The organism is Shewanella sp. KJ2020, assembly GCF_024197625.1.
Classification (GTDB): domain Bacteria; phylum Pseudomonadota; class Gammaproteobacteria; order Enterobacterales; family Shewanellaceae; genus Shewanella.
Genome location: NZ_JAKUKD010000011.1, coordinates 122,642 through 137,078 on the forward strand (window position 1 = coordinate 122,642; position 14,437 = coordinate 137,078).

The 14,437-nt window shown below is 47.5% G+C and carries 12 protein-coding genes; 5 read left to right on the top strand and 7 right to left on the bottom strand.

Annotation, left to right across the window (positions count from 1 at the left end; all coding sequences use genetic code 11):
- Positions 1–107 precede the first annotated feature (107 nt).
- Entirely contained in the window at positions 108–737 is a 630-nt protein-coding gene (locus tag MJO46_RS07020; protein ID WP_253988700.1) for a hypothetical protein, read from the bottom strand.
- Positions 719–1,150, bottom strand: a complete 432-nt coding sequence (locus MJO46_RS07025; protein WP_253988701.1) for a PaaI family thioesterase — start codon at positions 1,148–1,150, stop codon at positions 719–721. The genes MJO46_RS07020 and MJO46_RS07025 overlap by 19 nt, the downstream gene beginning before the upstream one ends.
- A gap of 581 nt (positions 1,151–1,731) precedes the next feature.
- On the opposite strand from MJO46_RS07025, the gene MJO46_RS07030 reads away from it, so the two are divergent.
- Positions 1,732–2,832 carry an ISAs1 family transposase gene (locus MJO46_RS07030; RefSeq protein WP_253988702.1) on the top strand — a complete coding sequence of 367 codons (1,101 nt, stop codon included), beginning with the start codon at positions 1,732–1,734 and terminating at the stop codon, positions 2,830–2,832.
- Between the two features lie 380 nt (positions 2,833–3,212).
- On the opposite strand, the gene MJO46_RS07035 is transcribed toward MJO46_RS07030, so the two are convergent.
- On the bottom strand, positions 3,213–4,709 hold the full coding sequence (locus MJO46_RS07035; RefSeq protein ID WP_253988703.1) for an aldehyde dehydrogenase: 1,497 nt from the start codon (positions 4,707–4,709) through the stop codon (positions 3,213–3,215).
- Between the two features lie 280 nt (positions 4,710–4,989).
- Here MJO46_RS07035 and MJO46_RS07040 point away from each other — a divergent pair, with 280 nt between their 5' ends.
- The 4 genes from MJO46_RS07040 to MJO46_RS07055 all read left to right on the top strand — a co-directional run bounded on the left by MJO46_RS07040 (position 4,990) and on the right by MJO46_RS07055 (position 9,194).
- Positions 4,990–6,330 (top strand): aspartate aminotransferase family protein, encoded by a 1,341-nt coding sequence (locus tag MJO46_RS07040; protein ID WP_253988704.1) that lies wholly within the window; start codon positions 4,990–4,992, stop codon positions 6,328–6,330.
- A 69-nt stretch (positions 6,331–6,399) separates the two neighbouring features.
- Entirely contained in the window at positions 6,400–7,890 is a 1,491-nt protein-coding gene (locus MJO46_RS07045; protein ID WP_253988705.1) for a CoA-acylating methylmalonate-semialdehyde dehydrogenase, read from the top strand.
- A gap of 30 nt (positions 7,891–7,920) precedes the next feature.
- Positions 7,921–8,286 (top strand): cupin domain-containing protein, encoded by a 366-nt coding sequence (locus MJO46_RS07050; RefSeq protein WP_253988706.1) that lies wholly within the window; start codon positions 7,921–7,923, stop codon positions 8,284–8,286.
- 185 nt (positions 8,287–8,471) lie between these two features.
- Positions 8,472–9,194, top strand: a complete 723-nt coding sequence (locus MJO46_RS07055) for a TorF family putative porin (RefSeq protein ID WP_253988707.1) — start codon at positions 8,472–8,474, stop codon at positions 9,192–9,194.
- Positions 9,195–9,271: 77 nt separating this feature from the next.
- Here the strand turns inward: MJO46_RS07055 and nagP are convergent, their stop codons facing one another.
- From nagP to nagB-II, 4 genes are all read right to left on the bottom strand, one after another.
- Positions 9,272–10,570 carry an N-acetylglucosamine MFS transporter NagP gene (nagP, locus tag MJO46_RS07060; RefSeq protein ID WP_253988758.1) on the bottom strand — a complete coding sequence of 433 codons (1,299 nt, stop codon included), beginning with the start codon at positions 10,568–10,570 and terminating at the stop codon, positions 9,272–9,274.
- A 316-nt stretch (positions 10,571–10,886) separates the two neighbouring features.
- Entirely contained in the window at positions 10,887–12,041 is a 1,155-nt protein-coding gene (gene nagX / locus MJO46_RS07065) for a transmembrane glucosamine N-acetyltransferase NagX (protein ID WP_253988708.1), read from the bottom strand.
- A 193-nt stretch (positions 12,042–12,234) separates the two neighbouring features.
- On the bottom strand, positions 12,235–13,383 hold the full coding sequence (gene nagA, locus MJO46_RS07070) for an N-acetylglucosamine-6-phosphate deacetylase (protein ID WP_253988709.1): 1,149 nt from the start codon (positions 13,381–13,383) through the stop codon (positions 12,235–12,237).
- 55 nt (positions 13,384–13,438) lie between these two features.
- A complete protein-coding gene (nagB-II, locus tag MJO46_RS07075) occupies positions 13,439–14,437 on the bottom strand; it encodes a glucosamine-6-phosphate deaminase NagB-II (RefSeq protein WP_253988710.1) in 999 nt (332 codons plus the stop codon).

Consider the following 14,437-nt stretch of genomic DNA (forward strand, 5'->3'; position numbering starts at 1 on the left):
TAGTTTCTTGAATCATGCTCCAATCTTCCTTTGGCAACTAACGCTTAGCTAACAGGCAAAATTGAATAGGCTAAAATCGAGAAAAGCGACGAGCTTATTCACCCCCCCTAGTTTAGCGCCTTGTTATTTTTTATTTCACTGGCTTCTTGAAGCTGATTTAAAATAGAGATCAAATTAGGAATTGAAGACTCGGGAAATAGATAAGCACCTTCGAAAGTATTAATTCTTACATACTTTTTATTATTTGCATTCGTTTGTCCAAACACACCTTTATCACGTCCAAAATTGACAGGCTTCAACATATCCTCAACTGTAAGTTGATCATTTTGAACTTTTACAAGTAAGGTCTTAAGTGCAGGTACATCCTCATCGAAGATGTAGAGGCGATGAACCTTATTTGGATCTGATTTATACCTTGTTTCGAACCTTACAGAAGCCTTCTTTGTACCTTCATTATGAAGATAAATACTTACATTCGATTGTGATGTCTCTGAGCCATTATTCAACTCTGCAACTGCAATATCATTTTCAATAAGGCGAGATGTGGAAGAACAACCCACTACAAATGCTAAAGCTAAACAACAAACACTCTTTTTCATAAACTCAAATTTTCCTAGATATAATTTAAAAACTAACGTTACCCACAGGCGAGTGCAAGCGTAGCTTGCACGAGTCCAGCGCACGATGTGCGCGGTGTGCTGGGCTTGGTTATACGGAATTACATTTTGATAATGCATGTTGCAGTACCGTGAGCATAAATTTTACCGCTACTATCTTTGAGAAAACCCTCAGATGTGGCGAGTGACTTGGATTTTGAAATGATTTTACCTGTTGCAACAAGGGATGTATTTAGAGGAACAGGTTTAACCATTTTGATATTTAGGTCTACTGTTGCATAACTTGCCATTGCTGGAAGAGTTGTGTGGACTGCGCAACCCGTGACTGAATCTAGAACGGTGGCAGCAAAGCCGCCATGAACACCACCCATTGGATTTAGATGGCGATTGTCTGCTTGAACTTCAAATTCAACGAAACCTTCGGCGGCTTTGACCATTTTCATTGGAACCGTTTCAGAAATTGACGGATTTTGAATTTTGCCATTTACAATTCCTTGAATAAATTCCAAACCTGTTAATTGCTCGGTGTTCATCTGAATTCCGTATAATATTTTATTAGTGCGCATGCGCGTTTACCTCGTTGGACCAGTAAAAACGCGCACTGTTAACTATCTGTATGCAAAGAACTTATCAGCTTTCTGCCAAATACACCATCTGGAAAAACGCGCATGCGCGTTTTTCCAAATCTATTAACTAATTTTGAAAATTATATACAAATGATTTTAAAGGGTTTTATTAATTTCAGGCTGAATAAACGCGCAAACAAATGAGTTCAAAATCGCTTAAAATACTTATGATTTAAATACGACTGTATACTTGCACAGTTTTGACAAATCGCAGGTGACTTGCGCCAAGCGAGAAATATAGATGAGAATGTTTAGGGCACAAAGTCCGTTTGTTGCGACGCCACTGACAACTTACTAACTCATTTCGGGTAATAGCTTTTAGCTAAACGAACAGCGAAAGGGTTAGTGAGGATTGGCATTGTTGTACCAGAGACCGTTGGCGGCATGGTTGCTCATTCACCAGGGCGGGATCATACTTTGTTAACAGTAGGGAACTTCTTCGTATCTGCATGATCTGATCGGGCATGTTATTCTACTGAGCCTAATCCATGTCCTTATTTGAACACTTGAAACTCATCGAAGACCCTCGCTCTCACATCAATCTAAACCATGATTTAGTTGATATTATTTTTCTCGTTTTAGCCGCTATCGCTTCAGGTTGCGATGGCTGGCAAGCTATCGAAGAATTCGGCAAAGAGAATCTATCTTGGCTGCGTAAACATCGAAATTTTGATAACGGGATCCCTACTCGACATTCTATTGCTCGGATCATTAAAGTCATCGATAGCGAAATACTGGTGTTGACACTCTTTAGTTGGGTTAATCGCGTAAGAGAAGCATCATCTAAGCCTTTGATCGCTATCGATGGAAAAACCTTGCGGGGTGCTGTTAATCAGCATGGCGCTAAAAATGCGCTTCACCTCATCTCGGCCTTTGATACAGAACAAGGAATTGTGCTGTATCAGCAAGATACACAGACCAAAGGTAACGAAATCGCAACGGTTCAAGCGCTGTTGCACATGTTAGACATTAAAGATGCTGTTGTAACCTTTGATGCACTTCACTGCCAGCGGGAAACGCTTCAACAAATCATCAAAGCTAAAGGCGACTATGTTGTTCAGGTCAAAGGCAATCAACCTCTACTTAGGCAGGCCATAGAAATGCAGTTCCAACCTCACTGGGATAACGACGGCGTCGACATATTGAGTATCGAAGAGGATGACAAGGGGCATGGCCGTAAGGAGCGTCGCATGACGTTTCAAGTCCCAGCAAAGCTGCCGCAGGCGCTCGCGAAAAAGTGGCCATCAGCCAAGTCGCTCATAGCAGTTGAACGTCAACGAACACATAAAGGTGTTACAACCATTAATACGGATTATTACTTAAGTTCCTTACCTTTAGACGTCGAACTTGCAGCCAAAGCGGTGCGTCAGCATTGGCACATCGAGAACCAGCAACACTGGGTGCTTGACGTAACATTTAGGGAAGACTGTTCAAGAATTGGTGACCGTGAAAACGCGAAGAAGATGGCGTTATTTCGTCGTATCGTGCTGAACCTTTTAGAGCAACATCCGCTAAAAGCCAGCAAACCAACCAAGATGAGAAAGGCTGCATGGAATGGCGATTTTAGGAGCGAGATTTTCTTTGGTTAAGAGATTTAACAAAGCTTAATCCCGCCCTGGCTCATTCACATCTGACCCATAGGGATATGGGAAATACCACTATGATGTCGGGAACATCATTGGCCATGTGATCGCAACATTCGATTCTTGTAATCAAGAGCCATATACAGCAAATGCCGCCGTCGAGCCTATAGGGATTTTTCTTTTAAAAGAAATAGACGGCGAGTCACAGGGGAAACAATGGCAATTAATGCAGCACAACTGACGATTCAATGATCTTGCTTGGGGGCAAAACCGTCCTAAAAATAAAAAACCTCTTTCCATGCACAATGAAAAGAGGTTTTAGTATTGAGCGAAAGTGGCTCCTTCTTTTATATAGACAAAAAAGAGCGGTTATAAAAACTAAGCGCTTATAGCACGATCCAAGTCGCTTTCAATTCTGTGTATTTGTCGAAGGAGTGCAGAGATTTATCTCGGCCATTACCTGACTGTTTATAGCCACCGAATGGCGCTGTCATGTCGCCGCCATCGTAATGGTTGATCCATACCATACCAGAGCGCAAAGCTTTGGCGGTTTTATGGGCCTTGCTAATATCCGATGTCCACACACCAGCGGCTAAACCGTAAATATTATCGTTGGCGATTGATATCGCTTCTTCCATGCCATTAAATTCAATAACAGATAACACTGGGCCGAAGATCTCTTCGCTGGCAATCTTCATTTGGTTGTTTACATTAGAAAATACCGTTGGCTGCACATACACACCGCCCGTGTCTGCCATCACTTGGCAGCCACCGTGGACCAAGGTTGCACCTTCGTCTTTACCCGCTTTGATATAACTGAGTACTGTGTCTAACTGTTGTTTATCGACAACAGCGCCACTCACAGTGGCGGGATCGAGTGGATGACCCGGATGCCATGAGGCTAACTCCTCAGTAATAAGCGCGATTAGCTCATCTTTCACCCCAGATTCCACCAGCAAACGTGAACCTGCGGTGCAGACTTCACCTTGGTTAAAGGCTATCGCTTCGGCCGCAGCAACGGCGGCGGCTTTCAGATCTGGCGCGTCATTAAAGACGATATTCGGGCTCTTGCCCCCCGCCTCTAACCACACGCGTTTCATGTTCGACTCGCCAGCGTAAATCATTAATTGTTTTGCGATTTTGGTGGACCCTGTGAACACCAGGGTATCCACATCCATATGCAGGGCTAAGGCTTTACCCACAGTATGACCAAATCCTGGCAACACGTTTAATACGCCCCGTGGGATCCCGGCTTCGATAGCTAATTGCGCCATACGGATAGCCGTTAAGGGTGACTTTTCAGAGGGTTTTAATACCACACTATTACCCGTAGCAAGCGCAGGCCCGAGCTTCCAACACGCCATCAGCATTGGGAAGTTCCACGGCACAATCGCGGCCACAACCCCCACGGGTTCACGGGTGATCATGCCTATTTCATTGTGAGCGGTTGGCGCGAGTTCATCGTAAATTTTATCAATCGCTTCACCAGACCAGCGAATCGCACGGGCGGCACCCGCCACATCCACCGCTTTAGAGAAACGAATAGGTTTACCCATATCGAGGGTTTCTAACAGCGCGAGTTCATTGGCATTTTCTTCCAATAACTCAGCGAAACGTATCATCACTTGCTTACGCTTTACCGGAGACTGCTGCGACCAAACACCGGACTCGAATACGCTGCGGCCATTGGCAACCGCAAGATTGGCATCCGCAAGATCGCAACTGGCGACTTTGGCCAGCAAGCGGCCATCAATAGGACTAATGCAATCGAAGGTATTACCCGAAACGGCATCTTGGTATTCGCCATTGATAAACGCCTTACCATTAATAGATAGGCTGGCAGCAAGACTTTCCCATTCGCTGCGTTTCTTCGGTGTGCTCATGATGACCTCTTAATCGTTCGTATAGGTGTGGTTTATCGTTCATCGACAAATAATAGTGGCCTGTGGCGATGTTAGCGCAAACCATTAACATCATCACAGGCATAATTCGGACTTCAGATTACGCTGTTTGAGCAATAAAATTCAATATTTTTTACAAAAATAGCTTTTTTGCCACAAATAACTGCACAGACCTCTTCCATGTTCATTATTTCTAACATAGCATAGCAAATATTAACCACCATAAAACAATACCCGCTAATACAGGACAAGGTAGATTACTATGGCCGATTTGCCGCTCAACTCACTCAGCAATGCGCCCTCCCTAGAACACTTCTGGATGCCCTTTACCGCCAACCGTCAATTCAAAGCCAATCCGCGGCTACTCGCCAAGGCCGAAGGCATGTATTACACGGATATTGATGGCAATAAGGTATTAGATGCCACCGCGGGTTTATGGTGTTGTAACGCAGGCCATGGTCGCAGAGAAATTAGCGAGGCGGTCAGTAAACAAATTAAAGAGATGGATTACGCTCCATCCTTCCAAATGGGCCATCCCATTGCCTTTGAACTTGCCGAGCGTTTAACCGAGCTAAGCCCAGAGGGATTGAACAAGGTGTTCTTTACTAACTCTGGCTCTGAGTCTGTCGATACTGCGCTTAAGATGGCACTTTGCTATCACAGGGCAAATGGTCAAGCTTCGCGCACCCGCTTTATTGGCCGCGAAATGGGCTACCACGGTGTCGGCTTTGGCGGTATCTCTGTGGGTGGCTTAAGTAACAATCGTAAAGCCTTTAGCGGCCAATTACTGCAAGGGGTCGATCACTTACCTCACACCTTAGATATTCAAAATGCGGCCTTTACCCGAGGATTATCGCCCTTTGGCGCTGAAAAAGCCGAAGTATTAGAACAACTAGTGACCTTGCATGGCGCCGAGAATATTGCCGCCGTAATCGTTGAACCTATGTCGGGTTCTGCTGGGGTGATATTGCCGCCCCAAGGTTACTTAAAGCGTCTGCGTGAAATCACTCAAAAGTACGGCATTCTATTGATTTTTGATGAAGTCATTACCGCCTTTGGCCGTATTGGCGCCGCCTTTGCGAGTCAACGCTGGGGTGTTACCCCAGATATGATCACCACGGCTAAAGCCATCAATAACGGCGCTATCCCTATGGGCGCTGTGTTTGTGCAAGATTTTATCCACGACACTTGCATGCAAGGCCCCACAGAATTGATTGAGTTCTTCCACGGCTATACCTATTCCGGCCATCCAGTGGCTGCGGCGGCGGCACTCGCCACCCTATCGATTTATGAGAATGAACAACTATTCGAACGCAGTTTTGAGCTTGAACGCTACTTTGAAGATGCCGTACACAGCCTCAAGGGCCTGCCGAATGTGATTGATATTCGCAACACCGGATTAGTCGCGGGGATCCAATTTGCCCCTAACGCCCAAGGCGCGGGTAAACGGGGCTACGGGGTATTTGAACACTGCTTCCGCCACGGCACATTAGTGCGGGCTACGGGCGACATCATTGCCATGTCACCGCCACTGATTGTCGATAAACGCGAGATTGACCAAATGGTTAATAGCCTCAGCGACGCCATTAACGCCGTTGGATAATAGCGCCAGCGGTTCGCTCTACCCTCACATTCAACACCCCGCTGCGGCGGGGAACAGCAAAGGTTAATTATGCTCAACATCACTCATTTTGTTAATGGTCAGCACACACCAACCAGCGTCCGAACCCAAGATGTTTTTGAACCCGCAACCGGTGAATGCCGCGGTCAAGTCTCACTGGCAAGCGCAGCGGAAGTCGGCGAAGCCATCGCTATCGCTAAAACCGCCTTTGAAACCTGGTCACAGGTAACGCCACTCAACCGCGCTCGAGTGCTCTTTAAATTCAAAGCCTTAGTCGAGCAGCACTTAGATGAAATGGCGCAGCTTATCACCCGCGAGCACGGCAAAGTGTTAGATGATGCTAAGGGCGAGCTTATCCGCGGTCTCGAAGTGGTCGAATTTGCCTGTGGTATTCCGCACTTGCTTAAGGGTGAACACACACAACAAGTGGGTGGCGGTGTCGATTCCTGGTCAGTAAATCAAGCTTTAGGTGTTGTCGCAGGCATAGCGCCCTTTAACTTCCCCGTGATGGTTCCCATGTGGATGTTCCCAATCGCGATTGCCTGCGGTAACACCTTTATTATGAAACCCTCGGAAAAAGACCCAAGCTCGGTGATGCGTATTGCCGAATTGCTTAAAGAAGCGGGTCTTCCCGATGGTGTGTTTAACGTGATTAACGGCGACAAAGAAGCCGTCGATACCTTACTCACCCATAAAGATGTGCAAGCGGTGAGCTTTGTGGGCTCAACGCCAATTGCCGAATACATCTACAGCACAGCCTCCAAACATGGCAAACGCGTACAAGCCTTAGGCGGCGCGAAAAACCATATGCTACTCATGCCAGATGCGGATTTAGACCAAGCCGTTAGCGCCTTAATGGGCGCAGCCTACGGCAGTGCTGGCGAGCGTTGTATGGCGATTTCAGTCGTGCTGGCAGTAGGTGATGTGGGCGATGCGTTAGTGGAAAAACTGCTACCGCAAATCCAAAGCTTAAAAGTCGGTAACGGTCTCACCCCTGAGATGGAAATGGGCCCGCTGATCTCAAAACAGCACCTTGCCAAGGTCACCCAATATGTTGAAGACGGTGTGCAAGAAGGCGCACAGCTACTGGTCGATGGCCGTAAATTGAGTGTGGAGGATCATCAGCAGGGCTATTTCCTCGGCGCCTGTCTGTTCGACCACGTCACGCCAGAGATGAGCATCTACCGCGAAGAAATCTTTGGCCCAGTGCTGGAGATTGTGCGCGTGAAAGATTACCCGACGGCGCTTGAGCTAATTAACCAACACGAATTTGGCAATGGCACGGCGATTTTCACCCAAAGTGGTGAAGCGGCGCGCCATTTCTGCCACCACGTGCAAGTCGGTATGGTTGGGGTGAATGTGCCAATTCCGGTGCCGATGGCGTTCCACAGTTTTGGCGGCTGGAAGCGTTCGCTCTTTGGCCCGCTGCATATGCATGGCCCAGATGGCGTGCGTTTTTATACCAAACGTAAGGCGATTACAGCCCGCTGGCCCGTAGGTAAACAGACTCAAGCCGAGTTTGTGATGCCAACGATGAAATAGCCAAATGTCGGCTCAACAAGGAAATCGTAAATGACTGTGAGTATCAACGCCATTATTCGCTTTGCTACGGCGCAAACAACCGCTCAAACCTATCAGTTACCAGCGGAAAAGTTGCTCTCAGGCAATCCAACCCAAGGGTTAGAGAATCATTATTCTAGCCCTTGTGACCAATTCCACAGTGGAATTTGGCAAAGTGAATCAGGGGCTTGGAAAATAAACTACACTGAATACGAGTACTGCGAGATCCTCGAAGGCCGGAGTGTAATAACCGATCTTCAAGGCCAATCTCAGACGTTCACTGTGGGTGACAGATTTATCATACCCGCGGGCTTTCAAGGCACCTGGGAAGTCGTGGAACCCTGCCGTAAGGTTTACGTCATTTTTGAGCAAAAGTAACACTAAAAGGGCCGATTTAAGCCCCCAGTAAAATAGCTAAGTTAGCTTAGCCACTACTCGCCATGAGGTCACAGCAACGGGTTTTCCTAGGCTGTTGTTTGGCAAACCAACGGATGCACTTGCGCCATAAAATAGCCATGGCAACCAGTAACATCCGAGTCAACAAAGAAAATGGGAGAAATACCGTGTATAACAATCTGAATAAAAAACGGCTGGTACAGCTTGTCGGACTCGCGCTAACCACGACCCTATTCTCCGGCATGGCCGCCGCCGAAGTGACAGGGGAAATCGGTGTCACGAGTGACTATCGTTTCCGCGGCATATCACAAACGGCGGGCGACCCCGCAGTGCAAGGCGGCATCGATTGGAGCTTCGAATCTGGTTTCTCTGTCGGCGCTTGGGCGAGTAATGTGGACTTTGACGAGCCAGGTTATAACGGCCCTGATATCGAATACGATTTCTATGTCGCCTATGGCGGTGAAATCAACGAAGATCTGACCTACGACATCACCCTGAACCGTTATAACTATTCCGGCGAGAGTGACATTGGCTACTTTGAAGTTGCAGCGGGCATGGATTTTAAAGGCTTTCGCGCGGCCTATTGGTATACCAATGACTACGGCGGCACAGATTTAGACTATCACTACGCTGAGCTTAACTATTCATACGAGTTTCTTGAGAACTGGAGTCTCGATCTGCACTACGGCTACAACGTAGGCGATGCACTGAACGACGGTGAAGGCTTTGATAGTTATTCAGATTATTCTATCGGCGTATCAACAGAGCTAGCGGGTTTTGGTTTATCACTTGCTTGGTTAGCGACAGATCTTAGCGGCGATCAAAAAGTCTCTGACGGCGTATTTAAAAACTCAGATACCGCACTCGCCAGTGTCAGTTACGCATTCTAATCCACCAGCGTTTATATCTAGAAAATAAGAAGCCCTCATCTACGAGGGCTTCTTTTTAGCTATTCAAACAGACTTGTCTACCAACGACGCATCCTATGGCCTTTCACCGCGTAGAATAGGATGAACAGATAACAGGGCAACATCACCATATAACCGCCCTGCATCCCCATATCCGTTGCCGAGCTCATTAAGCCCCAAGACACAGGACCAAAGGCACCGCCCGCAATCCCCATGATGAGTAACGCTGAACCTGTGCTGGTCAATTTACCCATACCAGACAGGGCTAGCGGCCACACCGCAGGCCAAACGATGGCATTAGCTAAACCAAGGAAAGCAATCATTAACAACGTATCGGGCAGCGCCACGCCACCGAAAGGCACTAACAAAACATTCGCGATAGCGTAGGAGTTATTGTCGCCAAATAAAATACCGCATGTTAGTAACAAACCTAGAATAGCCGACACCATCAAGGCCTTAGGCTGAGAAATAAAACGCGGGATTAACAGGATACCTAAAGAATAACCCAGCACCATGCACACCATAGTATAGGAAGTCATAACACCGTATGACTCTATGCCTAAAGACAAAGCAAATGTGCCAATGGTATCGCCAGCAATAACCTCAACAGCCACATAAACAAACAGCGCTAATACGCCGAAGACTAAGTTAGGGTGAGATAACGCCGCCTTAAGCTGGCCCTTATCGGTATTTTCAGCAGTCTCATCTTCATTCAACAATTCTGGCAAGGGTGACTTCTTCACCGCTAATGCCAAAATGCCGATAAAAATCGCCATGCCTAAATAGGGGAATACTAAACCGTCAGCCATTTCTTCAATTTGTACTTGAGTCAACTCAGTACCAATACGGTCTTTAAAGCTGTCTAAAATCAGTGCCGAGAATACTAAAGGCGCAATCACGCCCGCACCTTTATTCAAAATGCCCATCACACTCACACGGGCAGCGGCTGATTCTTCTGGGCCTAAACGCACCACATAGGGGTTAACCGCAGTTTGTAAAAGAGTTTGGCCCGCGCCCATCACTAATTGAGCGAAAAGGAATAAGGCAAATATTTGCGTTTCAGCAGCGGGAATAAACAGTAAGCCCGCCAACATCATCACGCCCATACCGATAGCCATACCATTCTTATAGCCGACTTTGCGAATAAGCCAAGCAGATGGCAAGGCAGTAAAGGTCACGGCAATATAAAAGGAAAACAGGATCAACGAGGCTTGAAAGGGATTGAGTTGCAATATTTGTTTTAAATACGGCATTAAAGACCCATTCAACCAAGTGGCAAATCCGAGGATGAAAAAGAGCGCGGCCACTATGGCCATGGGGAGAAAGCTGCTTTTCTGCTGGCTTTTATCGAGTGTCATTTCCATAAACCTGCTTCTTATAGTAATTAATTATTAAGGTGATGAGGGGACGAAAAACAGCTCAGCGTTCCACATACCCGTAGCGCGACTCGTGTGCAATGGCTAATGTTATCATCCAAACGCACCATTGTTTCACTGATGTTAAAACAAATAACACAAAAAGACAACGCTGTCATTTATGATTTACCACCCAACTCTTCATAACTCTGACATGACATTGACACCGCAGCCAAACCGTTAGGGCGTAAGTCATATTCAAATAGCAATAAGCCGCAGACACTGGATGTCTACGGCTTATCTGAATAAACGGACCTAACTAAATCCTGACAAAAATATTGCGGCGATACATCCAGTATAAAACCAGCCACTGCACTGCGAGCAAGCTGACAACCGCAGCTAACGCTTGAGCGTTTTCAGGCAAGGCAGCGACTAAGCCGCCAAACACGCTTTGGGCGATATATTTCCAATCCACTAAGCTCGACGCTAAATAGATAATGATGGCGTTGGTGCCAATCACCACAAAGAAAAAGGCGGCTTTTTGCCACTTAAGCACATCGACTAAGGCATAGAATAGCGCCAGTAGGATCATGCTCCAGCCCGATGTCACTAGCACAAATGAACTGGTCCACAACTCTTTATTGACCGGAATAACACCATCTAACAGCCAACCTAAGGATAAACAAACGCCCCCCGCAGCGGCGAGCAATCCCACTTTAGCCCACTCACCTTTAGGATGGGATTTAACAATAAAGTGGCCGACAAACACACCCGCTAACGCATTGACTATGGCGGGGATAGTCGACAGTAAACCTTCAGGATCGGGTGTGCGCCCCTGATAGCTCACGCCGGGTAATAATATCGAATCGACATAGGCATTGATTGATTCCGTTGGTGAGAGCACGCCCGCCTGTCCACCGGGGAAAGGCAACCAAAGTTGTATTGCGCCATAACCGAGTAAAATGCCCAAGGCGACGATAATTTGGGTTCGTAGACTCGTATGCCACACCAATAATGCGGCAAAGAACCATGCAAAGGCGATGCGGCCTAACACACTGGCATAGCGAATTTTTTCAGGATCGACAGGCGCGCCGGTTCCCCAACCGTGATTGTATAAAATGCCCAGTAACAGCAATAAAAAGAGTCGTTTAATACCGTGACGATACACAGGTAACCGCTCACTCAGGGGTAATTTATCTAAACGTTTGGGAGATAAACCTAAGGCCACACCTGAGAGGAAAATAAACAACGGAAAGATTAAATCGTAAAACCGAAAGCCGTGCCATTGGCTATGGTGCATCTGTTCATCGCCCCATTGCCAACCCGCCCAACCCGTTAAAATAAGCAAGCCACCAAACAGGGCCTCACCGCCCAAAATCCAAAACATATCAAAGCCGCGCAGTGCATCCAGCGACATCAATCTAGGTTTATTCGCCTTTACAGGCTCAATTGCGTCTGTCTGTGTTGTCCCCATGCCATCATCCTTTATTATTGTTATTAAAAGCTTTTATAAAAGTTGAGCAAAACTAATACGGTACAAAACTAATACTGAATAAAATGAGTGCTGTACAATAAAAAACTTAGCCCCTGTCATCAAAATACGACAAGGGCTAGATGTTAAACATTACCTTTGCTGCAGACGCAATTTAAGGGCGAGCCCCAATTGCCTAGCCCGCATAAATCGGTCCTGAATAGACCGCCTGTCCCGCAATGTAGTTTGCCTGCACTTTGTTGTGCCCATCGAGCAAGACAAAGTCAGCCCTATGCCCCAGTGCTAAACGGCCCGCCTTATGATCAATCCCGAGGAACTGCGCGGGATATAACGCCGCCATTCTCAAGGCTTCCGCCAAAGGTAAACCTAACAAGTTGACGGTATTATTGACCGCAGTCGCCATATCGAGCACACAGCCCGCCAGCTCACCTGTCACGGCATTTAATCTGTCGCCGACTCGCAGCACTTGTGTACCAAAGAGCTCGAAGCTAGTCTCATCATCCATACCGACAGGCGGCATAGCATCTGTGACTAACATCATCTTGCCCCTCGGTTTTGCCCGCAGTGCGACCTTTGCCGCCGCAGGGTGCACATGGTGACCATCGACAATCAAACCACACCACGCGGTTTCACTCTCAATCGCCGCGCCAACCATGCCCGGCTCACGGGAACCCAGTGGTGACATCGCATTATAAAGATGGGTAAAGCCCGTCGCGCCTGCCGCTAATGCCGCAATCACAGTATCGTAGTCGGCATTCGAATGGCCCAAACACACCTTCACGCCCGAAGCGACAAGCATGCGGATCACCTCCGGCGACACATTCTCAGGCGCAAGCGTGACAACTTTAATCCCCAAATCTTGACGACAAAATACCGCGAGTTCGGCCTCGGTGATTTCGCGAATAAATCCCTGCGGATGCACGCCTTTTTTAGGCACAGATAAATGTGGCCCTTCAAAATGCACCCCTAAAACGCCAGCGCTACCTTTGACTAAAGCCTCAGCCACGGCATCGGCTGCATTGGCCATCACGCTAACATCATCGGTGATAAGCGTAGGTAAAAATCCCGTCGTACCAAAACGCGCATGGGCACGGCCGATAGTCTCAATGCAATTCACACTCGGATCGGCATTGAATAACGCCCCGCCGCCACCGTTCACTTGCACATCGATAAAACCTGGCACCAGCGTTCCGGCTTGGCGGATTTCCTTCGCACCTGAGACAGTATCAAACGCCAAAATGTGCCCGTCTTCGACAGTCACAGGCACATCTTGATGGAAATATTCACCATCAAAAATACGCTCGGCGATCAGGGTGATTTTCATCGCAAACCTCTTTCAATAAATAATACGAGTGACTTAAGTCTTTAATTTCGGCAGCTTAAAGCGTTTGGGTCACTTTTTTAAGGCCAGCCGGTTGATCAGGGTCGATACCGCGGGCAATCGCAACCGCAGCCACGTCGATATAGAAACGTTGTAATAAGGCTAACGGCGCCACACGGGGGTGAATGTCGGTCGAAGTTTGATTCAGATGCACTAAATCGGCGCCGCGTTGACTCACATTTTCAATTTGTTCGATATGGCTAGCGTAGGATTCATCACCAATGCATACATCGACGATAGTGAGTTTTTTCTCAACTAAGGTCACAGGACCGTGGAGGAACTCAGCACTACTAAAGGCTTCAGCATGGATTGAACACACTTCTTTTAGCTTAAGCGCAATTTCCTTAGATACCGCATAACCTAAACCACGGCCGAGTACCACTAAGTTCTTCACGTCGGCAACGGATTCGGGTGTGAGTTGTGGCTCAGCGTCCACCGCAGTTTGCAGCGCTTGAGGTAAAGACGCTACGGCGCTAGCGAGCGATTCGCTTTGAGTCCAAGCGGCGGCGAGTTGTAAAATCGCCGACAAGGTCGCGAGGTAACTCTTAGTTGCGGCAACCGCTTTTTCTTCGCCGGCGCGTAAAGGTACAACTACATCGACGATATCTTTAATTGGTGCGGTTTCATCATTTACTAAGGCAACACAGAAAGCGCCGGCATTTTTTGCCATCCGCGCCTGCGCCAAAATATCAGGGCTACGGCCAGATTGTGAAATCACAATCACCAAACCGCCTTCTAATTTCAAGGTCTTACCGTAGACACTGGCCACTGAAGGTGCGGCGGCAAACGTCGGTACACCCGCTTCAATTTCAAATAAGTACTTAGCGAACACACCCGCATGATCCGATGAACCACGACCAACGATCATGACGAAACGGGGATCGAAGGCGCGCAGTTTTTCACCTAACTGTTGCATGATGTCAGCGTTAGCTTCTAACTGACCAGCGATTTTTTGCGGTGCGGTGCGAGCTTCTTGCTCCATAATAGTGTTTGTCAT

Bases quoted from the DNA above. Each gene is read 5' to 3' on its own strand.
- MJO46_RS07035 (WP_253988703.1), bottom strand. From the start codon at position 4,709: ATGAGCACACCGAAGAAACGCAGCGAATGGGAAAGTCTTGCTGCCAGC.
- MJO46_RS07050 (WP_253988706.1), top strand. From the start codon at position 7,921: ATGACTGTGAGTATCAACGCCATTATTCGCTTTGCTACGGCGCAAACA.
- MJO46_RS07030 (WP_253988702.1), top strand. From the start codon at position 1,732: ATGTCCTTATTTGAACACTTGAAACTCATCGAAGACCCTCGCTCTCAC.
- MJO46_RS07040 (WP_253988704.1), top strand. From the start codon at position 4,990: ATGGCCGATTTGCCGCTCAACTCACTCAGCAATGCGCCCTCCCTAGAA.
- nagB-II (WP_253988710.1), bottom strand. From the start codon at position 14,437: ATGACAAACACTATTATGGAGCAAGAAGCTCGCACCGCACCGCAAAAA.
- MJO46_RS07020 (WP_253988700.1), bottom strand. From the start codon at position 737: ATGCATTATCAAAATGTAATTCCGTATAACCAAGCCCAGCACACCGCG.
- MJO46_RS07025 (WP_253988701.1), bottom strand. From the start codon at position 1,150: ATGAACACCGAGCAATTAACAGGTTTGGAATTTATTCAAGGAATTGTA.
- nagA (WP_253988709.1), bottom strand. From the start codon at position 13,383: ATGAAAATCACCCTGATCGCCGAGCGTATTTTTGATGGTGAATATTTC.
- MJO46_RS07045 (WP_253988705.1), top strand. From the start codon at position 6,400: ATGCTCAACATCACTCATTTTGTTAATGGTCAGCACACACCAACCAGC.
- nagX (WP_253988708.1), bottom strand. From the start codon at position 12,041: ATGGGGACAACACAGACAGACGCAATTGAGCCTGTAAAGGCGAATAAA.
- nagP (WP_253988758.1), bottom strand. From the start codon at position 10,570: ATGACACTCGATAAAAGCCAGCAGAAAAGCAGCTTTCTCCCCATGGCC.